This is a genomic window from Vibrio sp. RM-41-2B (assembly GCF_024744415.1).
Lineage (GTDB): Bacteria > Pseudomonadota > Gammaproteobacteria > Enterobacterales > Vibrionaceae > Vibrio > Vibrio diabolicus.
In genome coordinates this window covers 88,959-111,969 of the sequence record NZ_JAMQWD010000056.1, presented here as the reverse complement: position 1 = coordinate 111,969, position 23,011 = coordinate 88,959, and the positions used below count along the sequence as shown (strand labels likewise).

The window sequence follows — 23,011 nt, the reverse complement described above, 5'->3', positions numbered from 1 at the left end:
GTACTAAGGGTTTAACCTAACCCAGAGCCTTCCCAAGTTAGCTGAATTACACCTTTTGCAATAAAGCCAGCACAGCCTAGGAAAAGGACTAACCATACAATACGACGACCAAAAACAGGTACATTGCCTTGCTTTAGCACATCTTTTATCGCCATCCCGATGAAAAAGAAGATAGCAGCAAAAAGAAGATCGAGCCCAATAGACTCGAGCATATCCATATAGTCGTAAAGCATTTTAGCCCTTCATGCCGAAAAATCTTGGGCGCACTATACCACTGTTAAACGGTAAAGTTAATGCACTACAAGAAGGGTTATTTCAATAATCTATTGTTGCTTTTCGAATTTGTTAACTCGAAATGTATTTCCGAATGACTCTCATTACTTCGGCCGGTTTTTCGGCGTGCAGCCAGTGGCCAGTATTAGCGATAATATGTGCTTTTGCTTGTTTGAACTGTTTTTGCACCGCAGGTTGGTGCTCTGGCATTAAGTAATCGGAATCACCACCTTTAACAAACAGAGTGGGTATGTCTGTTGGGGCAATTTCCTGCCAGCCGATAATTTGTGCGTAATTCTCAAAAAGGCTCGATACGTTAAACCGCCAGTCCATTTTATCGCCATTTTTGTATAGTGACTTAGAGAGAAATTGTCTTACACCGTCGATCTCAACATGTTGAGCTAGGATATCCATCGCTTGTTGACGGCTTGCTGGCTTTTCGTTAATTACGGCGTGTAAACCGTTAAACACATTATCGTGACGGTTTGCTGTGTAGGCGACAGGTGCCATGTCGAGTACAACCAACTGTTTGACGAGCTCTGGAGCAATGTCCACCAGTGTCATCGCGACCTTTCCACCCATTGAATGGCCAATAATAATAGATGGATCAACATTTAAGTGTTGTAGGAGTTGTGCCACATCTTTTGCCATGTCGGCGTAATTATGAATGTTTGAGTGAAAAGAGAGGCCGTGATTTCTCAGATCAATACTGATCACCGTGTGATCTTTAATAAGATCGCGGGCTAGTAGACCCAGATTACTTAAACTACCAAACAATCCGTGAATCAAAACAACTGTTTGGCCTTGGCCTTCCTGCTTATAGTTGAGTAATGCTGACATTTTATCTTATTCGTGATGGGTTTAACGTGGAGTATCCGAGAGGATCTCGTTATAATCCCCCAGAGTTTAAACATTGAGAATGTGAAAAGCGAATGAAAACAATTGAGGTTGATGAGGATCTATACCGTTACATTGCTAGCCAAACTAAGCATATCGGTGAAAGCGCCTCGGATATTTTGCGACGCCTTTTAAACCTTGATGGTCAGTTGCAGGAAGCTGAAGCCGCGCCTGTAGTAGAGAAGCCACAAGGGATTGTAGTAAGTAAAGATGCGGGTAAAACGGAATCTGTTGATGTAGTGAAAGAAATGCGTTCGCTGCTTATTTCTGATGAGTTTGCCGGTCTAAAAAAAGCGATTGATCGCTTTATGTTAGTACTATCGACCTTACATAAATTAAATCCAGAAGGTTTCGCGCAGGCTACGAATGTAAAGGGACGCAAACGCGTGTACTTTGCAGATAATGAAGAAACCTTGTTGGCAAATGGCAACACGACCAAGCCAAAAGCCATTCCTGGCACACCGTTTTGGGTTATCACGAACAACAATACCAGTCGTAAAAGACAGATGGTTGAACAAGTGATGACACACATGGGGTACCAACCTGACTTAATAGAAAAAGTAACAGGTTCAATCTAAGAAACCTGATAGAAGCCTCATAATGTGTCGCAGTTAGCGGATATTATGAGGCTTTTTTAATTTTATTTGTATTTAAAGAAAGGATGTCAAACATGGCTATGCACCCTCGTGCTGGGCAAAAAGCGCAGCAGGAAGATCTTCATAATATTCCGGCACTTGTTGCCAATTACTTCTTGCTTCAACCTGATGCTAAGAACCCCGATCACAAGGTTCAATTCGGCACATCAGGTCACCGTGGTACCGCTGATAAGCATACATTTAACGAAAACCACATTTTGGCTATTGCTCAAGCGGTTGCAGAAGTTCGTGCCCAGCAAGGGACCACAGGTCCTTTGTTTGTCGGTAAAGACACGCATGCTTTGTCTGAACCTGCATTTTCTAGCGTGATTGAAGTTTTGATTGCGAATGGCGTAAAAGTCATCGTACAGCAGGATAACGGCTACACGCCAACACCAGGTATCTCGCACGCAATTCTGACTTACAACATCAAGCACGATGAAAAAGCAGACGGTATTGTGATTACACCATCTCATAACCCACCACAAGACGGCGGTATCAAATACAATCCGACTCACGGTGGTCCAGCAGAAGCTGAGTTGACTCAAGCTATCGAAGATCGTGCGAACGCACTGATTGCCGAAGGTTTACAAGGTGTTAAACGCTTACCACTAGCAGAAGCAAAAGCATCGGATCTGTTTGTGGAGATGGACTTGGTTAAACCCTATATCGATGATCTGGTGAACGTTATCGATATGGAAGCAATCCAAAAAGCAAATCTGAAGATTGGTGTAGATCCATTGGGTGGCAGCGGCATCGATTACTGGCGTCAAATTGGTCAGGCATACAACCTAGACCTAACGCTAGTAAGTGAATCGATCGATCCTTCTTTCCAATTCATGTCTCTCGATAAAGACGGCGTTGTACGTATGGACTGTTCTTCTCCTTACGCAATGGCGGGTCTATTGGCATTGAAAGATGAGTACGATCTAGCATTTGGTAACGATCCTGACTACGACCGTCACGGTATCGTTACGCCAAAAGGTTTGATGAACCCGAATCACTTCTTAGCCGTTTGTATCGACTACCTATACCGCCATCGTGACGCATGGGGTAAAGATGTAGCTGTTGGTAAAACACTAGTATCAAGTGCACTGATTGACCGTGTTGTTGCGGATCTAGGTCGTGAGCTATGTGAAGTACCAGTAGGCTTTAAATGGTTTGTTGATGGTCTGTACACTGGTAAATTCGGCTTCGGTGGCGAAGAAAGTGCCGGGGCATCTTTTCTTCGTAAAGATGGTACGCCTTGGTCAACAGACAAAGACGGCATCTTGTTATGTCTTCTAGCGGCAGAGATCACTGCGGTAACGGGTAAGAACCCACAAGACTACTATGAAGAGCTAGCGGCGAAACACGGTGAGTCGAAATACAACCGTATTCAAGCTGTAGCGAATGGCCCTCAAAAAGACGTACTGAAGAAGTTGTCACCAGAAATGGTCGAGGCTGAAACACTAGCGGGTGATCCAATTACGGCTCGTCTCACGCATGCGCCTGGTAATGGTGCTGCAATCGGTGGTCTAAAAGTAACGACGGCAAACGGCTGGTTTGCTGCTCGTCCATCAGGCACAGAGGACATCTACAAGATTTACTGTGAAAGCTTCAAAGGTGAAGAGCACCTAAAACAAATCGAAGCAGAAGCACAAGAGATCGTTAATCAAGTGTTTGCAGCTGCCGGCCTGTAAACCATCCAATAGTCGATTTAGAAAACAAAGGGTTGATGTGCAAGCATCAACCCTTTTGCGTTTTAAGATTCCTGAACTGAGTCGTTTCCGGGCCAGGAATCCGGTACCACAAACCAGAATTGACCGTCCTCCGTTTGTGCATGTACAAATCGGTCTGAAGGCTTTTCAATGGGTTGAGAGAAATCGTCCGTACCAATCGCCCAGCATGGTTTGTGTAAATGATAAAGTGGCTTACCGATTAAATCCCATTGGCTCTGGTAGCACCAGTAACCACTAATCTGACTTGGATTTAATTCATAACCCAAGCACTCGCTAGGAGTTGGCTCTGGAGTAAACGGATTAATATAGAGTCGTCCTTGCATCAATAGATGCTCTTGTGGGGCGTCGTTTAACGGAATTATTTTTTGAAATTCCGGGCGATCGCTCATTTTCAACTGATGAGTAAGCATTCTATTCAGTTTTGTATGCAGCTGGTCGTGAGCATTCGGACCATACCAAACGCCGTTATAAAGAAGATAAAATTTAATCGCTACTTCCCAGTGTTCTATTTGATTTGATTCTGTATTCCGCAACACCAAATCGATAGCACCAATGGTCTTACCTTCGATGTCGTTTAACTGAACCTCTTCCGCGATAACCTGATATCGTTCTGAACTAGAGAGAACTGCAGTGCATAAGTGCTGATATAAAAAGCCCAATCTTGGATTACCATTGTATTGCTCAGCGTTATTTAAAGGCGTTACCGAAAGATCCTCTAAGGTTGTAAACGGAGGGCGTAACTTGAAAAGAGGAGGTGAAGTGGCGATCCATTGGTAAAAGCGTTGCAGTTGGTTCATCCGTATCCCTATATGTATGGTGAGGCGACAAGCTTTGTTATTGTAACTAAATTTGCTTTTGAGGGTAGGGTGGCTAGCATCGATATTAGGGTTCGAGATACACTTTAAATACCTAAATGATATCAAGGTGCCAGATGTCAAAACGTTGTTGTATCAACTAGGTTGCACACTCTCGGTCTGATTTCATCGAGAGGTTATTTAGGTTTACATGCGCTAGAAATTGGAAGTAATAATGAATAACTTAAAGCTAGAACAGATTCTTAATGACAAACTGTCACCGCAGTTAATTAAAGATTACGCACCAAACGGGTTACAGGTAGAAGGGACGCCAGCCGTAAAGCGTATTATCACTGGCGTAACTGCCTCCCAAGCCTTAATCGATAAAGCGATTGAGCTTAATGCAGACGCATTACTCGTTCATCACGGTTATTTTTGGAAAGGTGAACCTGAGCCAATTCGTGGTATGAAAGGTAAACGAATTCGTAGTCTGATCAAAAACGATATCAACTTATATGGTTATCACCTTCCTCTGGATATTCACCCAGAGCTAGGCAACAACGCCGAATTAGCTCGCTTACTTGAAATAGAAGTAGAAGGTGGGCTTGAAGGACATCCTCAATCAGTAGCCATGTTTGGACGCTTGAAAAAACCGATGTCTGGTGCTGAGTTTGCGAGCAAGGTCAATCAAGTTCTTGATAGAGAACCACTGCATATTGCGCCAGAGAATACCGATAAGATGATTGAGACGGTCGGTTGGTGCACTGGTGGAGGGCAGGATTTTATTGAACTTGCTGTACAACACGGGCTGGATGCATTTATCTCTGGAGAAATTTCAGAGCGTACCACTTATACCGCTCGTGAAATGGACATTCATTACTTTGCTGCAGGTCATCATGCTACTGAGCGTTATGGTGTTCAGGCTTTAGGAAAATGGCTAGCGGATGAATACGGCCTACATGTCGAGTTTATCGATATTGATAATCCGGTTTAGTGTTCGCTATTCATAACGTGAGATGCTGAAAAGAAAAAAGGGTTGAGACAAAATCTCAACCCTTTTGTTTATCTTCTAACTAAAAAGATCATTCACGTTCGTGAAGTGGAGAAAACTCACGCTGTGTCTCACCAGTGTATAGCTGACGAGGACGACCGATGCGGTTCAGTGGATCGCTGTGCATTTCGTTCCAGTGAGCAATCCAGCCGATGGTACGAGAAATCGCGAAGATAACCGTAAACATAGAAACTGGAATACCAATCGCTTTAAGAATGATACCTGAGTAGAAGTCTACGTTCGGGTACAGCTTTTTAGAAACGAAGTACTCATCAGAAAGCGCAATGCGCTCAAGTTCCATTGCTACATCTAGTAGAGGGTCTTGAATGTTTAGCTCTTTGAGAACTTCATGACACGTTTCGCGCATTACTGTCGCACGTGGATCGTAGTTTTTATAAACGCGGTGACCAAAGCCCATTAAGCGGAATGGGTCATCTTTGTCTTTCGCGCGGTCTACATACTCAGGGATGTTATCGACGCTGCCAATCTCTTCTAGCATTCTCAAGCACGCTTCGTTTGCACCACCGTGAGCAGGTCCCCAAAGTGATGCAATACCAGCGGCAATACATGCAAATGGGTTAGCACCAGAAGAGCCAGCTAGACGTACAGTTGACGTCGACGCATTCTGTTCGTGATCCGCGTGTAGCGTGAAGATTTTATCCATCGCACGCGCAACGACAGGATTTACTTCATACTCTTCGCAAGGGTTTGCGAACATCATGTGTAGGAAGTTTTCTGCGTAGCTCAAATCGTTGCGTGGGTAGATAAATGGCTGACCGATAGAGTATTTGTAACACATTGCAGCCAGTGTCGGCATCTTCGATAGCAGACGGTACGCCGCGATCTCACGGTGCTCGTCGTTGTTGATGTCAAGAGAGTCGTGGTAGAAGGCTGCAAGTGCACCGACTACACCACACATTACTGCCATTGGGTGAGCATCACGTCGGAAGCCATGGAAAAAGCTTGCGATTTGCTCGTGGACCATAGTATGTCGCGTTACGGTCGTCTTGAATTGCTCGTATTGTTCTCGGGTAGGGGCTTCACCATAAAGAAGGATGTAACATACTTCTAAGTAATCTGCGTTATTGGCTAATTGATCAATCGGGAAACCGCGGTGCAAAAGAATACCTTTGCCGCCATCGATGTACGTGATTGATGATTCACAAGATGCAGTGGCAAGAAAACCTGGGTCAAAAGTAAAGTAACCATTGGCTCCCAGCTTACGAACGTCAATTACAGGTGTACCTAGCGTACCGTCCATAATTGGCAGTTCGATTGGCGCTTGACCTTCAACATGAAGGGTCGCTTTCTTATCCGCCATAACAATCTCCTTTGTTTATTATTTAATCCGTCCAGGATGTTTATGTGCCATTTTTGTACTGTTGTTAAAGCTTAAAGTCAATTTTTCTCCATCTTTGTGTGCACTTGTTATGATTTTTCTCATGAAAATCGTTAAAAATCTGTTCTATGTAGCATAATTTGTTACACCAATTGTATTAGAATGTTGCTCGCCGTATATTGGCTAAGAAAATTTTAGTTAAATCCTTATAAATTCGGGGCTAGAAACAAAGAGTGAGGTTTGTTGCTGGACTCCGATTGTTAACAAGTTGTTTACAATTATCTGGGTGGTTACTCGCGATATTTTGTTAAATAGATGTTAACTTTTGTACGTTTGGAAGCTGAAATTGGTTATAACAATAAATGCTCAATGGAGCTGAGTGAGCAAGCCCGTGAAAGAAAGAAAGTCAAGACCTGTTAATTTAGATTTACAGACCATCCACTTTCCTATCACAGCAATCGCATCCATCCTACACCGTGTGTCTGGGGTAATTACGTTTGTTGCGGTGGGTATACTACTGTGGTTACTGTCCATTTCTCTGTCATCCCCAATGGGTTTTATGGAAGCCGCTGACATCGTCGATAGCTTCTTCGTAAAATTCATCCTGTGGGGAATTCTTACTGCACTTGCCTACCACATTGCAGGTGGTATCCGTCACTTGTTGATGGATCTAGGTCACTTTGAAGAGCTAGATTCTGGCACGATGAGCGCTAAAGTCGCGTTTGGTGCAACAGCAGTATTATCATTATTGGCGGGGATCTTGGTATGGTAAAACACGTATCTTCATTTGGTCGTAATGGTGTACACGATTTCCTACTGATTCGTGCAACTGCAATCATTATGACGCTATACACGATTTATCTGATTAGCTTCTGTGCATTTTCAGATATCTCTTACGCATCTTGGACCCAATTCTTTGGTGGTACCTTCACTAAAGTATTCACCATGTTGGCACTTGTTTCGATCCTGATCCACGCATGGGTCGGTTTGTGGCAGGTATTAACGGATTACATTAAGTGCGCGAAACTGCGTGGCGCACTGCAACTTGGTGTTATTGCCGTGCTATTCGGCTATGTCTTCTCTGGTCTATTTATTCTGTGGGGTGCGTAAGTGTCTATTCCAGTTCGTGAGTTTGACGCCGTAGTAATCGGCGCGGGTGGTGCAGGTATGCGCGCTGCACTACAAATTTCAGAACAAGGCCTATCATGTGCTTTGTTGTCAAAAGTATTTCCAACACGTTCTCATACTGTGTCTGCACAGGGCGGTATTACCGTTGCTCTGGGTAACTCGCACAAAGACGATTGGCAATGGCACATGTACGATACCGTTAAAGGTTCCGATTACATCGGTGACCAGAACGCGATTGAATACATGTGTAAAAATGGCCCTGAGTCCGTTATCGAACTAGAAAAAATGGGTCTTCCATTCTCTCGTTTTGATAACGGTACTATCTACCAACGTCCATTCGGTGGTCAGTCAAAAGAATTTGGTGGTGAGCAAGCTGCACGTACAGCAGCTGCTGCGGACCGTACAGGTCACGCGCTTCTGCATACGCTTTACCAACAAAATGTGAAACACAAAACCACCATTTTCTCGGAATGGTATGCACTAGACTTGGTGAAAAACCAAGACGGCGCCGTAATGGGCTGTACTGCGATTTGTATGGAAACAGGCGAAATCTGTTACTTCAAATCAAAAGCAACGATTCTAGCAACAGGTGGTGCAGGTCGTATTTACGCGTCGACCACTAACGCACACATCAACACTGGTGACGGTGTAGGTATGGCATTGCGTGCGGGTGTACCTATGCAAGACATGGAAATGTGGCAGTTCCACCCAACGGGTATCGCTGGTGCAGGTGTTCTTGTAACAGAAGGTTGTCGTGGTGAAGGTGGTTACCTTCTAAATAAAGATGGCGAACGCTTCATGGAGCGCTATGCTCCTAACGCGAAAGACCTTGCAGGTCGTGACGTAGTTGCACGTTCAATGATGATCGAAATTCGTGAAGGCCGTGGTTGTGATGGTCCTTGGGGTCCACACATTAAGCTGAAGTTGGATCACCTTGGTAAAGAAGTGCTTGAGTCACGTCTGCCTGGTATCTGTGAGCTGTCTCGTACTTTCGCGCACGTTGATCCAGTGAAAGAGCCAATTCCAGTAATTCCAACCTGTCACTACATGATGGGTGGTGTACCGACTCAAGTGTCTGGCCAAGCAATCAAGCAAAAGGCTGACGGCAGCGAGATGGAAGTACAAGGTCTATATGCATGTGGTGAGATTGCTTCTGTATCAGTACACGGAGCAAACCGTCTAGGCGGTAATTCATTACTAGACTTAGTCGTATTTGGTCGCGCGACTGGCTTGCACCTTGGCGAAACGCTCGCAGCGCAGGCGGAAGCTCGTCCTGCAACTGAATCTGATATTGAAGCGTCTCTAGCGCGTACTATGCGTTGGGAAAACAGCACTGGTGGTGAAGATCCAGTTCAGATTCGTAAAGACCTACAAGCATGCATGCAAAACAGCTTCTCGGTATTCCGTGAAGGCGATGCAATGGCAACGGGTCTAGAAGAGTTAAAAGTAATTCGCGAACGTTTGAAAGATGCGCATCTAGCGGACAAGTCTTCAGAGTTCAACACGCAGCGTATCGAGTGTTTAGAACTTGATAACCTGATGGAAACAGCATTCTCTACAGCCGTAGCGGCGAACTACCGTACTGAAAGCCGTGGCGCACATGCTCGTTTCGATTTCCCTGAGCGTGATGATGAGAACTGGCTATGCCACTCTATCTACAACCCGGAAACAGAAGCGATGACTAAGCGTGATGTGAACATGACGCCAACTCATCGTGAAGCTTTCCCGCCGAAAGTACGTACATACTAAAGGGAGGATACGACTATGAAATTGAACTTCTCTTTATACCGTTACAATCCGGATGTGGATACCAAGCCTTACATGAAAGAGTATACCCTTGAGGTAGACGAAGGCTCAGACATGATGGTGCTTGATGCATTGATTCTGCTAAAAGAGCAAGATCCAAGCATCGCGTTCCGTCGCTCATGCCGTGAAGGGGTATGTGGTTCTGATGGTTTGAACATGAATGGTAAAAATGGTCTAGCGTGTATCACACCGTTATCTGCTCTACAAGGCGATAAGATAGTTATTCGTCCACTGCCAGGGTTACCTGTCGTGCGCGATCTTATCGTTGACATGACGCAGTTCTATGATAACTATGCGAAAGTTAAACCATTCTTGATTGATGATGGTGCATTACCACCATCACGCGAGAACCTACAATCGCCTGATGATCGTGCGCATTTAGATGGATTGTATGAATGTATCATGTGTGCATGTTGTACAACGTCTTGCCCATCATTCTGGTGGAACCCTGACAAATTCATCGGTCCAGCAGGTCTTCTTGCGGCGTACCGCTGGCTAATTGATAGCCGTGATACGGCAACAGATGAACGTTTGTCTGATCTTGATGATGCATTTAGCGTTTTTCGTTGCCATGGCATCATGAATTGTGTAAGTGTTTGTCCTAAGGGATTAAATCCGACAAAAGCCATCGGCCATATTAAGTCGATGCTGGTTAATCGCTCGGTTTAATTTACTCGCTCTTAGGAATGTCGCAGTGTTGCGGATCACCCGATATGACCGCTTCACTGCTTCAAGAATATTTCGAGTAAAGAATACAAAAATTGCCGACTAGTTCTGGTCGGCTCTTATAGCTCGGCAAAGACCGAAGCAAACGTGAAAACTACTGGTTAAGGGAAAATATGCACAACGGCGTGATGAAGGCATGGCTCGAGTCTTCACACTTGGCTGGCGCCAATGCAACGTATGTAGAGGACCTCTACGAACTGTATCTAAGTGATCCCGATCTGGTAAGTGAGGAGTGGAAACGTGTTTTTGAAGGCTTACCTAAGCCGTCAGAAGAAGTGGCAGAACAACCACATTCACGTGTCCGTGACTACTTCCGTCGACTCGCTAGAGAAACAAAGCATTACAATGTCCAAGTTAGTGACCCAGATGTCGATGCAAAACAAGTAAAAGTTCTACAGCTAATCAACGCATACCGTTTCCGCGGACATGAAGCTGCAGAATTAGACCCATTAGGTCTATGGCAACGCCCAACCGTGGCGGAGTTAGACCCTGCTTTTCATAATCTTACCGAAGATGACTTCGAAGAAACTTTCAACGTAGGTTCTTTTGCTGTTGGGCAAGAAACCATGAAGTTGAAAGACATCTATGAAGCCCTCAACAAAACTTACTGCGGTTCCATCGGTGCTGAATACATGCACATGACTGACACAGAGCAAAAACGTTGGATCCAACAACGTCTTGAGTCTGTCGTAGGCCAGCCATCATTCAACAAAGATGAGAAGCGCACATTCCTAGAAGAGCTAACAGCCGCTGAAGGTTTGGAGCGTTACCTCGGGGCGAAATTCCCAGGTGCAAAACGTTTCTCTCTAGAAGGTGGTGACGCACTGATTCCGATGACGAAAGAGTTGATCCGTCACGCGGGAACAAGTGGGATGCGTGAAGTGGTTATCGGTATGGCTCACCGTGGTCGTTTGAACATGCTGGTGAACGTGCTTGGTAAGAAGCCTCAAGATCTGTTCGATGAGTTTGCCGGTAAACACGACGAAACTTGGGGTACGGGTGATGTGAAATATCACCAAGGCTTCTCTGCCGACTTTGCTACCCCAGGTGGTGATGTTCACTTAGCTCTTGCATTTAACCCATCGCATCTAGAAATCGTCAACCCAGTAGTCATGGGATCGGTGCGAGCACGTCAAGATCGCTTGGGTGATAATCAAGGTAGCAAAGTGCTTCCTATCACTATCCACGGTGACTCTGCAATCGCTGGTCAGGGTGTGGTTGCCGAAACGTTCAACATGTCACTGGCTCGTGGTTTCCAAGTCGGTGGTACGGTGCGTATCGTTATTAACAACCAAGTTGGCTTTACGACGTCTAACCCTCGTGACACGCGTTCAACGATGTACTGTACAGATATCGCGAAGATGGTTCAGGCGCCAATTTTCCACGTGAATGCCGATGACCCAGAAGCGGTTGCTTTTGTTACTCGTATTGCTTTGGATTACCGCAACGAGTTCAAGCGCGATGTCGTGATTGATTTGGTGTGTTACCGTCGCCACGGTCACAACGAGGCCGATGAGCCAAACGCGACTCAGCCTTTGATGTACCAAAAAATCAAAAAACACCCTACACCACGCAAATTGTATGCGGATATTCTGATCGATAAAAACGAATCAGATATCGAGACAGCGACTCAGTTAGTCAATGAGTACCGCGACGCATTAGACCGCGGTGAAGTGGTGGTTAAAGAATGGCGTCCAATGGCGTTGCACTCTGTAGACTGGTCCCCTTACTTAGGGCATGAATGGGATATGGAGTGGGATTCAAAATATGACAAGACGCGTCTTATCGAGTTGGGTAATCGTCTTTGTCAGTATCCAGAAAGCCATAAACTGCAAAGCCGTGTTAATAAGCTTTACAACGATCGCCTAGCAATGATGACCGGTGAAAAAGCAATCGACTGGGGTATGGCCGAAACATTGGCGTATGCAACATTAGTTGATGATGGCAAGCGTATTCGCCTTTCTGGTCAGGATTCGGGTCGTGGTACTTTCTTCCACCGTCACTCGGTTCTTCATAACCAAACAGATGCAAGTACGTACATTCCATTAGCGAATATTCATGACAATCAGGGTCCATTCCAAGTGTTTGACTCAGTACTGTCAGAAGAAGCGGTATTGGCATTTGAATACGGTTACGCAACAGCAGAGCCAGGTGGTTTGACTATCTGGGAAGCGCAGTTTGGTGACTTTGCCAACGGCGCGCAGGTTGTGATTGACCAATTCATTTCGTCAGGTGAGCAGAAATGGGCACGCTTGTGTGGTCTCACAATGCTTCTACCTCACGGTTACGAAGGTCAAGGCCCTGAGCACTCCTCTGCACGTCTAGAGCGTTACCTTCAGTTGTGTGCTGAGCAAAATATGCAGGTTGTAGTTCCTTCAACACCGGCTCAGGTATACCACATGATTCGTCGTCAAGTTGTACGCCCAATGCGTCGACCTCTGATTGTTATGTCGCCAAAATCTTTGCTGCGCCATCCTCTATGTACTTCGACAATTGAAGACTTAGCGGACGGTGCATTCCAATCTGCAATTCCAGAAGTAGATGATTTAGACCCAAGCAAAGTAAAACGCGTCGTGTTCTGTTCAGGTAAGGTTTATTTTGACCTACTGGAGCAGCGCCGTAACAACGAGCAAGACGATGTCGCTATCGTGCGTATCGAGCAGCTTTATCCATTCCCGATGGAAGAAGTACAAGCAGCGATTGCTCAATACACTAACGTTGAAGACTTCGTGTGGTGTCAGGAAGAGCCTCAGAACCAAGGTGCTTGGTACTGTAGCCAACACAACTTCCGTGCCGCTATTCCTGCAGGTGCAGATCTTAAATACGCAGGTCGCCCAGCTTCTGCTTCGCCAGCAGTTGGCTACATGTCGGTGCACTTGAAACAACAAAAAGCGTTGGTTGAAGACGCTCTGAACGTGAACTCAAAAACTTCGAATTAAGAACTAGAAGTTAAAGGAAGAAACAGATATGACAATTGAAATTCTGGTTCCAGATTTACCTGAATCAGTTGCTGATGCAACCGTAGCGACATGGCACAAACAACCAGGCGACGCAGTAGAGCGTGACGAGGTTTTGGTTGACATCGAGACAGACAAAGTCGTGCTAGAAGTGCCAGCTCCGGAAGCAGGCGTTTTGGAAGCTATCGTTGAAGAAGAAGGTGCGACAGTACTTTCTAAACAAATCATTGCTAAATTGAAGCCAGGTGCAGTTGCAGGTGAGCCTACCGCAGACAAAACAGAAGGTACGGAAGCATCTCCTGATAAACGTCATAAAGCTGCGCTTAGCGAAGAAAGCAATGATGCACTAAGCCCAGCCGTACGTCGTTTATTGGCTGAGCATGGCTTAGAAGCAAGCCAAGTGAAAGGCACTGGCGTTGGTGGTCGTATTACGCGCGAAGATATTGAAGCGCATCTTGCGAACGCTAAAGCTGCGCCAAAAGAAGAAGCACCAGCAGTGGTTGACGTGCCGGCAGCGGCTCGTAGCCAAAAACGTGTTCCAATGACTCGCCTGCGTAAGACAGTCGCTAACCGTCTGCTAGAGGCGAAGAACAACACGGCAATGCTAACGACGTTTAACGAAGTGAACATGAAACCAATCATGGACCTTCGTAAGCAGTACAAAGATCAGTTCGAAGAGCGTCACGGTATTCGTTTGGGCTTCATGTCTTTCTACGTAAAAGCAGTAACAGAAGCGCTTAAGCGTTACCCAGAAGTAAATGCTTCGATTGATGGCGATGACATTGTTTACCACAACTACTTCGACATTAGCATGGCGGTATCAACGCCACGTGGTCTAGTTACACCTGTCCTAAAAGACTGTGACAAGCTTGGTTTCGCTGATGTTGAAAAAGGCATCAAAGAACTGGCTATCAAAGGTCGTGATGGCAAGCTAACGGTAGACGAGCTAATGGGCGGTAACTTCACTATCACAAACGGTGGTGTGTTCGGTTCACTAATGTCTACACCAATCATCAACCCACCTCAATCAGCGATTCTTGGTATGCATAAGATCCAAGAGCGTCCGATGGCAGTGGATGGCAAAGTTGAAATCTTGCCGATGATGTACCTAGCGCTGTCTTACGATCACCGCCTAATTGATGGTCGCGAGTCTGTTGGCTTCCTAGTGACGATCAAAGAGTTGCTAGAAGATCCAGCACGTCTCCTATTAGACGTTTAATATCGCTAAAACGTCTAGTTATCGTAGGTAGCTAGACGTTAAAAATTTCAATGGCTAGACTAGCTCAACGTCTGGCCTTCATTTGAATCCCACTCCATGAGTACTCGTGATGAGGGATTGATTTGAGAAGACCCTACAGACGTACAAGCAGCCAAGACTGCAGCGTTATGGAAATAATAAATCCCTTAAGGGAAAAACAAACGGAATATCGAAATGAATTTGCATGAATACCAAGCCAAACAGCTGTTTGCAGAATTCGGTTTGCCTGTGCCAGAAGGCTACGCGTGTGATACACCACAAGAAGCTTTTGAAGCTGCAGGCCGTATCAGTACAGAAAAGAAAGTAGTTAAATGTCAGGTTCACGCTGGTGGCCGTGGTAAAGCGGGCGGTGTAGAGCTGCACGATACAAAAGAAGGCGTTAAAGAGTTTGCACAAAAGTGGTTAGGTAAAAACCTAGTGACTTACCAAACTGACGCTAATGGTCAGCCAGTTACAAAAATCCTTGTTGAAGAAGCTTCAAACATTGCAAACGAATTATACCTAGGTGCGGTTGTTGACCGTGCAAGCCGTAAGATCGTTTTCATGGCTTCAACAGAAGGTGGTGTGGAAATCGAAAAAGTTGCGGAAGAAACGCCGGAGCTTATCCACAAAGCAGCAATCGATCCACTAGTAGGCCCACAAGCTTACCAAGGTCGCGAGCTTGCGTTCAAACTTGGTCTTGAAGGTGACCAAATCAAACAATTCGTTAAGATCTTTATGGGTCTTGGCACTATGTTCTCTCAGTACGACCTTGCTCTGCTAGAGATCAACCCACTTGTGATTACTGGTGAAGGCAACCTGCTATGTCTTGACGGTAAGATCAACATCGACTCAAACGCACTGTACCGTCAGCCTAAGCTTCGTGAAATGCACGATCCTTCACAAGAAGATGAGCGTGAAGCGCACGCAGCTCAGTGGGAACTGAACTACGTAGCACTAGATGGTAACGTTGGCTGTATGGTTAACGGTGCTGGCCTAGCAATGGGTACGATGGATATCGTAAACCTACACGGCGGCAAGCCAGCTAACTTCTTAGATGTAGGTGGCGGCGCGACGAAAGAGCGTGTTGCTGAAGCATTCAAGATCATCCTATCAGATGACAACGTGAAAGCGGTACTTGTTAACATCTTCGGTGGTATCGTACGTTGTGACATGATCGCAGAAGGTATTATCGGTGCGGTTAAAGAAGTAGGTGTAAGCGTACCTGTTGTTGTTCGTCTAGAAGGTACTAACGCTGACCTAGGTCGCGAAGTTCTTGCTAATTCTGATGTTGATATCATTGCTGCTGAGTCGCTAACGGATGCTGCTCAGAAAGTTGTTGCTGCTGCGGAGGCTAAATAATGTCTGTATTAATTAACAAAGACACTAAAGTAATCTGTCAGGGTTTCACTGGTGGTCAAGGTACTTTCCACTCAGAGCAAGCTATCGCATACGGTACGCAAATGGTTGGTGGTGTGTCTCCAGGTAAAGGTGGCCAAACTCACCTAGGCCTACCTGTATTCAACACCGTTCGTGAAGCAGTGGAAGCAACTGGTGCAACAGCGACAGTTATCTACGTTCCAGCACCTTTCTGTAAAGATGCAATTCTAGAAGCGATTGATGCGGGCATCGAGCTAATCGTAACAATCACGGAAGGCATCCCTACAACAGATATGATCGACGTGAAAGTGAAGCTAGAAGAAACTGGCGTTCGTATGATCGGTCCTAACTGTCCGGGTGTTATCACTCCTGACGAGTGTAAGATCGGTATCATGCCTGGTCACATCCACAAGAAAGGTAAAGTAGGTATCGTATCTCGCAGCGGTACTCTAACTTACGAAGCAGTTAAGCAAACAACAGACGAAGGTTTCGGCCAGTCTACTTGTGTTGGTATTGGTGGTGACCCAATCCCAGGTTCAAACTTCATTGATATTCTAAAACTGTTCCAAGAGGACCCTGAAACAGAAGCGATTGTTATGATCGGTGAAATCGGTGGTACTGCAGAAGAAGAAGCAGCAGCATACATTAAAGAAAACGTAACGAAGCCAGTGGTTTCCTACATTGCTGGTGTAACTGCTCCTCCTGGTAAACGTATGGGCCACGCTGGTGCGATTATCTCTGGCGGTAAAGGTACTGCTGAAGACAAATTTGCAGCACTAGAAGCGGCGGGCGTTAAGACTGTGAAATCTCTAGCAGAGATCGGCCAAGGTCTACGTGAAGTAACGGGCTGGTAATTTCCAACTCGAAGCTTAAAGCTAAAAAAGCCTAGCAATAATTGCTAGGCTTTTTTGTATCAAGGTACTTTTTACGATTTTTGGCGAATAAATTGGCTAAGCATAAACAGAGATGTTGCGCTGATTACTACTGATGGGCCAGCCGGCGTATCGAAGTGCCATGATAGGCTAAGCCCCATTAGTACTGCCACAGAGCCAATAATAGATGCGAACAGTGCCATTTGCTCTGGTGATGAAGAGACCTTACGTGCTGTTGCTGCTGGGATGATCAGCAAAGAAGTCATGATAAGTGCCCCAACAAACTTCATTCCTACGGCAATCACAACACCTACCATAAGCATTAACACCAATCTAACCAAGTCTGTATTGACGCCCTCGACGGCAGCAAGCTCTTCACTAACTGTGCTCGACAATAAAGGTCGCCAAAAAACGTAAAGACACACACTAACAGCAGCGACACCTGCGTAAATGAACATCAGATCTTGCGGAGATACTGCGAGTAAGTCACCGAACAAGTAACTCATCAGATCTACACGGACATTATCCAAGAAACTAACAGAAACTAGACCAACAGATAACGCGCTATGGGCGAGTATACCCAGAAGCGTATCGGTTGCGACCAGTTGTTGTTTCTGCAATGTCACGAGCAATACAGCGAGTGCTAAACAGCAAACGAGTAGTGCAAGATAAAGGTTCACATTGAGCAGAAAGCCTAATGCCAAACCCATCAATGAAGCATGTGCCAGGGTATCACCGAAGTAAGCCATTTTGCGCCAAACGACAAATGACCCAAGAGGACCTGCAATGATCGCGATGCCAATACCAGCAAGAATAGAAGGTAGAAGAAACTCAATCATGATGGTGATGTCCGTGTTTATGGTTGGAGCATGATGTCGCATCGCCAGTTACTGGCGTTCCGGATAAATCGTGATGATGATGCTCGTGGTCGTGATGATAAAACGCGAGCGATTCTCTCGCTGCATTGCCAAATAGCGCGATGTAAGAAGGGTGCTGAGTAATCGTGGCAGGTGAACCAGAGCAGCAAACATGGTGATGCAGACAAATGACATCATCTGTTTTGGCCATTACTAAATGTAAGTCGTGTGACACCATAAATACACCGCAATCGAATCGGTGACGAATGCTTTCAATTAGATCGTAGAGATCGATTTGACCTTGAATATCCACACCCTGCGCAGGTTCATCTAGCACTAACAGCTCTGGGCGTTGAAGCAAAGCACGCGCAAGTAATACGCGTTGGTTTTCACCACCTGACAAGCGATGCATGTTACTACTAATTAAATGCTCAGCGCCAACAAGCCTTAATGCATCAATACATTCTTGTTTACTGTATTTTCCTGCTAAATTTAGAAAACGGGTGACATTCAATGGAAGAGAGTCATTGAGTTTCAATTTTTGAGGAACATAACCAATTTTTAGTTTTCTTTGTCGGTTTAATTTGCCGCTAGTCGGTTTTTGAAGGCCTAAAATGACTTTGACTAACGTTGATTTTCCCGCTCCATTGGGACCAATTAGGGTTGTTATTTTGCCCTTTTGTAATTCCATACTAATGTTATCGAGAACTCTGCGGCCATCGAACTCGACGCATAAGTGCTCAAGATGGACTAAGGAAGACATGAATGAAACTCATTTGCAAATCAATAATGTTATAATGTAACATTATCACACTTTCTACACCATATCCCAAGTAAAACTATGAAAAGAGCATTAATTCTTGCTGCGTCAGCGATGCTAACGTTGCCAGCACACGCAGTAACGGTACTAACGAGTATCAAACCTATTCAGTTATTAGTGACAGAGCTTACTCAAGGGGTGACTTCGCCAGATGTATTACTGCAGTCTAATACTTCGCCCCATGATTACGCTTTACGCCCATCGGATGTTAAGAAAATCGCTTCTGCTGATTTAGTTATTTGGTACGGACATGATCTAGAACCGTTTCTGGAAAAAGTCGTGTCAGACAGATCGAATACGCTGACTATTAGTCAAATTCCAGATCTAGATTTGCGTGAGTTTGATAGTGAGCATAACCATAACCATGACCATGATGGCCACGATCATGGTTCACATGATCCGCACTTTTGGTTAGGTGTAAGTCAAGCACAACAAGTTGCCAAGGCTGTCGTGAATCAACTGGGATCACTTGATCCGGAAAATGCAGCACAGTACCAAGAAAACCTTAAAAAATTTGAAACTGAGCTCAGCCAGACGGACCTAGAGATCAAGAAGAAATTATCGCCAGTGAAAGACAAAGGTTACTTTGTGTTTCACGATGCTTATGGTTATTTCGAAGAGCGTTATGAGTTAAATCAAATGGGGCACTTCACCGTGAGCCCGGATCGTAAGCCGGGGGCAAAAACCTTAATCCAAATTCGTCAAAAGTTAAGTTCAGGAGATGTAGCCTGCGTGTTTTCTGAACCTCAGTTTACTTCAGCTGTCGTTCAGAGCGTGATGCGAGGTAGCAAAGTTGCCAAAGGTGAACTTGACCCATTAGGGAGCACAATTGAAGCAAAACCGGGCAGTTACTTTACTTTTCTCAACAATATGGCGAATAATTTTGAGCAGTGCTTGAGCCAAAAGACGGATTAAGTAGTGTTGTTGTGTAGGAATAGTCCTTTTAACGTGATCCAGTAGTAAGAATTACAACCTTTGGCAAGGCGAGCCTTTTCTCAAACAGTAATTGAGATATCATTATCAATAATTAGCAGCTCAAAATAACCGTATAAGTCCATGCTGTAGAAGATATGGACGGTGAGCGCCGAGCACAAATTGATATAAAAGGTTTTCGTCTTGCTACGCCAATTAGCCCTTGTCTTGTTGGGCTTTTTCCTATCTTTCCAAGCATTTGCTCTTCATAATGCGAATGCCATCTTTTACCCTTTGCCGACTCAGGTTAAGGGTACTTTTATTGCGGCTAAAAAATTGTTCTTGGGTGAGCAAGGGGGCTTGTGGATTCACGACGTGCATGGGCGGGTGTTGTTTTATGATGGCCAAAATATCCTACCTAAATCAGGCAGTTTTTTACAAACGTCTGCCAAGCAACTGGCTTATTATGAAGGCTCGTTCTGGACCTTTGTTGAGAATGAGGTGTATCAAACTTATCCAAATCAAGAAAGACGTTTAGTCTTTAGCTTAAACCCCGGGTCGCAAATAAGAAAAATCGGTTCTTCTGAAGATTATATTTGGGTTAGTGATGGCGCACATTTCTATACTTACAACATCGATACTAGCGAGTTAAAGTCCTTTTCGTTGTTGCAGCTCTATCAACATAGCAACAATAGCTATGTTTATATTAACGATGCGGTTCTGCTCGAAGAGAAGTGGGCACTTGCTACAACTTCTGGCTTTTATCTTTCAGAAGGAGATAAGTTTGACCATGTAGTCGCTTCAGGTCAGAACTACATTGAAAAGATCTACTACTCACACACGCGCAGAGAAATTCTGGTAGGAACGTTGCGTGGGGCATTAATTTTCAATATTTATCAACCTGATAAAGAGGTGATTAAGATTGGCGGTTCTCATGTATTGACTTTCGCTGAGACAAATCAAGAGTACTGGGTGGGGACTGAGCATGGTCTGTATTTATACTCATTCTTGTCAGGCGAAGTGACAGAAGTCGAGCCTGCAAGCTTTCTTGAACTGGAGCTGGATAATACAAAGATCTATTCGCTACTGAGTGACAACATGGGAGGGATGTGGATCGCGACTAACCAAGGCATTCGTTATTACTCCTTGTTTAGTAAAAAGTTTGAACGAGTAACCTTCAGTAGTTATGACTCGCAAACCTTATCAGGGCGAATTCGGCAAACCGCCACAGGACCTGATGATGCGCTTTGGTTCGCGGATGACCGAAAGCTTTATCGGACAGGTGAGAGTGGCAATATCAAAGTCTTGGAGCTTGATTCGCAGATCAATGAATTTGCATTTCAAGGTGGGATGCTTTGGCTTGCGACCTCTAAAGGGCTCGAAATATTCGAGTTGAATGGTCTTAACAAAGTGACATTTCCTTATTTACAGGTTATGGCTGGACACGCAGTGGAGCACGTGACTGTAGATGGTAATGATCGTCTCTGGGTATCAAGTGGATACCATCTTTACAATGTTGATATAACCAAGCAAAGCGTAAGAAACTTTGGAAGTGAGTGGCTAGTAAGTCAGTACTTACCAGCTAAGGTTACGCGTTTATACGACACTGAAGATTCTCTATTGATAGGGACCGATCATGGGGTTTATCAATACAGCAATGAAAACATCCAGTTCATCCGCTACTCCGAAAAATTTGGCGAATCATTAGACATGGTCACGGCGGTTGATGGCAGTCAGTGGTTTGCGTCATCTTACGGCGTTTTTAAAACGATTAAAGGAAGTGACGAGAAACATGTTGTTGAAATGAGTGTGCCCAACGCGCGACCTGCTTGCTTGATCAGAGACAGGCAAGGTGTGTGGTTAGCCTCTTCTGTCGGATTAAGCTATTACCACCTTTCGGGTGAATTAGTGAAACATTATTCATCGGCGTCTGGCTTAATGAACAACGAGTTTCTACCAGGAATTTGCAGTGTTATACAGCAAAAAGAAGGTGGTGAGCGAGAGCTCGTCTTAGGGTCGAAATACGGGTTGGTAAAAGCTGAAGCATCCAAGCTGCTTGTGTCCAACCCTCCAGAGTCGAAGTTTATCGTGAGCCAAGTTGTGCTTGAAAACGAGGTTCTACAAGTTGGTAGCGCCGATTTGAATGGAATAAAATTACCGTATGGATCTTCTCTAAGTTTCTTATTTGGCGTGATGCCAAAACCAGACAGCCAAAATTTGTATTATCGATTGAATAGCGATGATCCTTGGCAAGCGCTAGAGGGAGGCCAACTGACTCTAGAGCATCTCAATTCCGGTGAATACCATCTGCAGGTAAGTAATGAGTCTCAAGTCGCTGCTGGATTGGTTGGGCTCGAGTCGTATTTTATTGTGCTTGATCCTTGGTATTTATCGCAACTCGCAATTTTAGGTTTTGTGGTAGTGAGTATTGCCATGGTTGCACTACTTATGTACTGGCGTTCTCGCTATGTTGTACAGGCTAACCGTGATTTAGCTGCGCAAGTGACACTCAAAACTAACCAGTTGAGGCATCAAAGCCGAGTGTTGTTGACGAGTAACCAACAGCTACGTAAACAGATTCAAGTCAGAAACCTGCTGGTTGATCACGTGGCGCAATCTATTAAGTCCAGTGTCGATTTTATAGCGGCAAAATTACCCATACCTTTGGATGCAGCTACGGAAGATCATCTGGCGAAAACGACATGGCAATTAAATGAGTTAAAAAGTGTTCCTGGTGAAGCTAGCGGCGGCAGTCACAATTACAATTTGAGTCAGATAACTCAATCGGTTGTTGATGTATGGCAAGATGATTTTGCGAAGGCTGGGATTATGGTGGAGCTTGAAGATGAGAGAAAAATAAGTCGAATTGCTCTGGAAAGCTTTAACCTTGATGTTATCTTCAACAGCATTTTTGCCAATATCATCAAGCGTTCTTTCCGAGGCCAAACGGTGAGAATCATGCTAGAAGAGGGCAATGATATTGTTTCATTGAGTTTTCTTGATTATGGGACGCAACTGCCTAATAAAGTGACGACTGGGCGTCCATCTAATATGAACCACTCTGAATTGAGTATTGATCATCTTGCCCAGTTAGTGACAACGAGTGGAGGATACTTGGCGGTATTTACTTCCGACGCTCAAAATAAAATCGAAATTACATGGCCAACGGCGAAGGAGATGAGTTATGTGGATGAATCTCTGCAAGAATTTGAGTCTGAACCTATCGTCGAAGATAAAGTGACCCCAGAGAAAGAATGGTTGCAAAAAGTCTATCAGCTGGTGGCTGAGCATTACCATGACCCTGAGTTTGGTACTGCTTTAGCGGCTAAAATGCTGTTCATGTCAGAACGCTCTTTACAGAGGCGCTTTAAATCAGCCTCGTCAAGAACGTTAAAAGATTATGTAACCGAAGTTCGTTTAGAAACGGCGTGTGAGCAGTTATTAGCGGGCGAGAAAATCAGCGAAGTAGCGTTTAACTGCGGCTTTAATGATCCTTCTTACTTTAGCCAAAAGTTTAAATTGCATTTTGGTTTGCCTCCTTCCAAGTTTGCTTTGACTCAAGAAAGCCAAGAAACCAACTAAAAAACCCTCATTACACACTCCCTA

The 23,011-nt window shown here is 44.9% G+C and carries 19 protein-coding genes; 13 read left to right on the top strand and 6 right to left on the bottom strand.

Going from position 1 to position 23,011, the window contains the following annotated elements:
* Window positions 1-11: 11 nt before the first annotated feature.
* A complete protein-coding gene (locus NB463_RS23435; RefSeq protein WP_005393038.1) occupies window positions 12-233 on the bottom strand; it encodes a DUF2788 domain-containing protein in 222 nt (73 codons plus the stop codon).
* 112 nt (window positions 234-345) lie between these two features.
* Window positions 346-1,113 carry an alpha/beta fold hydrolase gene (locus NB463_RS23430; RefSeq protein ID WP_109168620.1) on the bottom strand — a complete coding sequence of 256 codons (768 nt, stop codon included), beginning with the start codon at window positions 1,111-1,113 and terminating at the stop codon, window positions 346-348.
* 92 nt (window positions 1,114-1,205) lie between these two features.
* On the opposite strand from NB463_RS23430, the gene seqA reads away from it, so the two are divergent.
* Together seqA and pgm are read left to right on the top strand one after the other, a co-directional pair.
* Window positions 1,206-1,748, top strand: a complete 543-nt coding sequence (gene seqA / locus NB463_RS23425; protein ID WP_005393026.1) for a replication initiation negative regulator SeqA — start codon at window positions 1,206-1,208, stop codon at window positions 1,746-1,748.
* Window positions 1,749-1,840: 92 nt separating this feature from the next.
* Complete coding sequence (gene pgm / locus NB463_RS23420; RefSeq protein ID WP_258430309.1) at window positions 1,841-3,487, top strand: phosphoglucomutase (alpha-D-glucose-1,6-bisphosphate-dependent); 1,647 nt, start codon at window positions 1,841-1,843, stop codon at window positions 3,485-3,487.
* A gap of 62 nt (window positions 3,488-3,549) precedes the next feature.
* Here pgm and NB463_RS23415 read toward each other — a convergent pair whose 3' ends face one another.
* The gene (locus NB463_RS23415) at window positions 3,550-4,323 is read right to left on the bottom strand and encodes a DUF1853 family protein (RefSeq protein ID WP_256954481.1); all 774 of its coding nucleotides are present in this window, start codon (window positions 4,321-4,323) and stop codon (window positions 3,550-3,552) included.
* 232 nt (window positions 4,324-4,555) lie between these two features.
* On the opposite strand from NB463_RS23415, the gene NB463_RS23410 reads away from it, so the two are divergent.
* Window positions 4,556-5,314, top strand: coding sequence for a Nif3-like dinuclear metal center hexameric protein (locus NB463_RS23410; RefSeq protein WP_258430307.1), 759 nt, complete (start codon window positions 4,556-4,558; stop codon window positions 5,312-5,314).
* A gap of 88 nt (window positions 5,315-5,402) precedes the next feature.
* Here NB463_RS23410 and NB463_RS23405 read toward each other — a convergent pair whose 3' ends face one another.
* A complete protein-coding gene (locus NB463_RS23405) occupies window positions 5,403-6,692 on the bottom strand; it encodes a citrate synthase (RefSeq protein WP_005382163.1) in 1,290 nt (429 codons plus the stop codon).
* A 397-nt stretch (window positions 6,693-7,089) separates the two neighbouring features.
* On the opposite strand from NB463_RS23405, the gene sdhC reads away from it, so the two are divergent.
* From sdhC to sucD, 8 genes are all read left to right on the top strand, one after another.
* Entirely contained in the window at window positions 7,090-7,482 is a 393-nt protein-coding gene (gene sdhC, locus NB463_RS23400) for a succinate dehydrogenase cytochrome b556 subunit (protein ID WP_017634811.1), read from the top strand.
* Window positions 7,476-7,820, top strand: coding sequence for a succinate dehydrogenase, hydrophobic membrane anchor protein (sdhD, locus tag NB463_RS23395; protein WP_005382169.1), 345 nt, complete (start codon window positions 7,476-7,478; stop codon window positions 7,818-7,820). The genes sdhC and sdhD overlap by 7 nt, the downstream gene beginning before the upstream one ends.
* Complete coding sequence (sdhA, locus tag NB463_RS23390) at window positions 7,821-9,587, top strand: succinate dehydrogenase flavoprotein subunit (protein WP_005393016.1); 1,767 nt, start codon at window positions 7,821-7,823, stop codon at window positions 9,585-9,587. It begins immediately after the preceding gene.
* Window positions 9,588-9,602: 15 nt separating this feature from the next.
* Window positions 9,603-10,313 (top strand): succinate dehydrogenase iron-sulfur subunit, encoded by a 711-nt coding sequence (locus tag NB463_RS23385; protein WP_005382174.1) that lies wholly within the window; start codon window positions 9,603-9,605, stop codon window positions 10,311-10,313.
* Between the two features lie 170 nt (window positions 10,314-10,483).
* Complete coding sequence (sucA, locus tag NB463_RS23380; protein WP_258430296.1) at window positions 10,484-13,309, top strand: 2-oxoglutarate dehydrogenase E1 component; 2,826 nt, start codon at window positions 10,484-10,486, stop codon at window positions 13,307-13,309.
* A gap of 28 nt (window positions 13,310-13,337) precedes the next feature.
* Window positions 13,338-14,546, top strand: coding sequence for a 2-oxoglutarate dehydrogenase complex dihydrolipoyllysine-residue succinyltransferase (gene odhB, locus NB463_RS23375; RefSeq protein ID WP_005393012.1), 1,209 nt, complete (start codon window positions 13,338-13,340; stop codon window positions 14,544-14,546).
* A gap of 213 nt (window positions 14,547-14,759) precedes the next feature.
* A complete protein-coding gene (gene sucC, locus NB463_RS23370) occupies window positions 14,760-15,926 on the top strand; it encodes an ADP-forming succinate--CoA ligase subunit beta (protein WP_046874251.1) in 1,167 nt (388 codons plus the stop codon).
* Entirely contained in the window at window positions 15,926-16,798 is an 873-nt protein-coding gene (gene sucD / locus NB463_RS23365; protein ID WP_005382181.1) for a succinate--CoA ligase subunit alpha, read from the top strand. The genes sucC and sucD overlap by 1 nt, the downstream gene beginning before the upstream one ends.
* A 71-nt stretch (window positions 16,799-16,869) precedes the next feature.
* On the opposite strand, the gene znuB is transcribed toward sucD, so the two are convergent.
* Window positions 16,870-17,655: a zinc ABC transporter permease subunit ZnuB gene (gene znuB / locus NB463_RS23360; RefSeq protein WP_046874250.1), complete on the bottom strand. Its 786-nt coding sequence runs from the start codon at window positions 17,653-17,655 to the stop codon at window positions 16,870-16,872.
* Entirely contained in the window at window positions 17,648-18,436 is a 789-nt protein-coding gene (znuC, locus tag NB463_RS23355) for a zinc ABC transporter ATP-binding protein ZnuC (protein ID WP_006742704.1), read from the bottom strand. Before znuC ends, znuB begins: the two co-directional genes overlap by 8 nt.
* A gap of 78 nt (window positions 18,437-18,514) precedes the next feature.
* Between znuC and znuA the strand changes: the two genes are divergently transcribed.
* Complete coding sequence (gene znuA / locus NB463_RS23350; RefSeq protein ID WP_258430286.1) at window positions 18,515-19,408, top strand: zinc ABC transporter substrate-binding protein ZnuA; 894 nt, start codon at window positions 18,515-18,517, stop codon at window positions 19,406-19,408.
* A gap of 201 nt (window positions 19,409-19,609) precedes the next feature.
* On the top strand, window positions 19,610-22,987 hold the full coding sequence (locus tag NB463_RS23345) for an AraC family transcriptional regulator (protein WP_258430285.1): 3,378 nt from the start codon (window positions 19,610-19,612) through the stop codon (window positions 22,985-22,987).
* The last annotated feature ends 24 nt before the right edge of the window (window positions 22,988-23,011 follow it).

Bases quoted from the DNA above. Each gene is read 5' to 3' on its own strand.
- NB463_RS23435 (WP_005393038.1), bottom strand. From the start codon at position 233: ATGCTTTACGACTATATGGATATGCTCGAGTCTATTGGGCTCGATCTT.
- NB463_RS23430 (WP_109168620.1), bottom strand. From the start codon at position 1,113: ATGTCAGCATTACTCAACTATAAGCAGGAAGGCCAAGGCCAAACAGTT.
- seqA (WP_005393026.1), top strand. From the start codon at position 1,206: ATGAAAACAATTGAGGTTGATGAGGATCTATACCGTTACATTGCTAGC.
- pgm (WP_258430309.1), top strand. From the start codon at position 1,841: ATGGCTATGCACCCTCGTGCTGGGCAAAAAGCGCAGCAGGAAGATCTT.
- NB463_RS23415 (WP_256954481.1), bottom strand. From the start codon at position 4,323: ATGAACCAACTGCAACGCTTTTACCAATGGATCGCCACTTCACCTCCT.
- NB463_RS23410 (WP_258430307.1), top strand. From the start codon at position 4,556: ATGAATAACTTAAAGCTAGAACAGATTCTTAATGACAAACTGTCACCG.
- NB463_RS23405 (WP_005382163.1), bottom strand. From the start codon at position 6,692: ATGGCGGATAAGAAAGCGACCCTTCATGTTGAAGGTCAAGCGCCAATC.
- sdhD (WP_005382169.1), top strand. From the start codon at position 7,476: ATGGTAAAACACGTATCTTCATTTGGTCGTAATGGTGTACACGATTTC.
- NB463_RS23385 (WP_005382174.1), top strand. From the start codon at position 9,603: ATGAAATTGAACTTCTCTTTATACCGTTACAATCCGGATGTGGATACC.
- sucA (WP_258430296.1), top strand. From the start codon at position 10,484: ATGCACAACGGCGTGATGAAGGCATGGCTCGAGTCTTCACACTTGGCT.
- odhB (WP_005393012.1), top strand. From the start codon at position 13,338: ATGACAATTGAAATTCTGGTTCCAGATTTACCTGAATCAGTTGCTGAT.
- sucC (WP_046874251.1), top strand. From the start codon at position 14,760: ATGAATTTGCATGAATACCAAGCCAAACAGCTGTTTGCAGAATTCGGT.
- sucD (WP_005382181.1), top strand. From the start codon at position 15,926: ATGTCTGTATTAATTAACAAAGACACTAAAGTAATCTGTCAGGGTTTC.
- znuB (WP_046874250.1), bottom strand. From the start codon at position 17,655: ATGATTGAGTTTCTTCTACCTTCTATTCTTGCTGGTATTGGCATCGCG.
- znuC (WP_006742704.1), bottom strand. From the start codon at position 18,436: ATGTCTTCCTTAGTCCATCTTGAGCACTTATGCGTCGAGTTCGATGGC.
- znuA (WP_258430286.1), top strand. From the start codon at position 18,515: ATGAAAAGAGCATTAATTCTTGCTGCGTCAGCGATGCTAACGTTGCCA.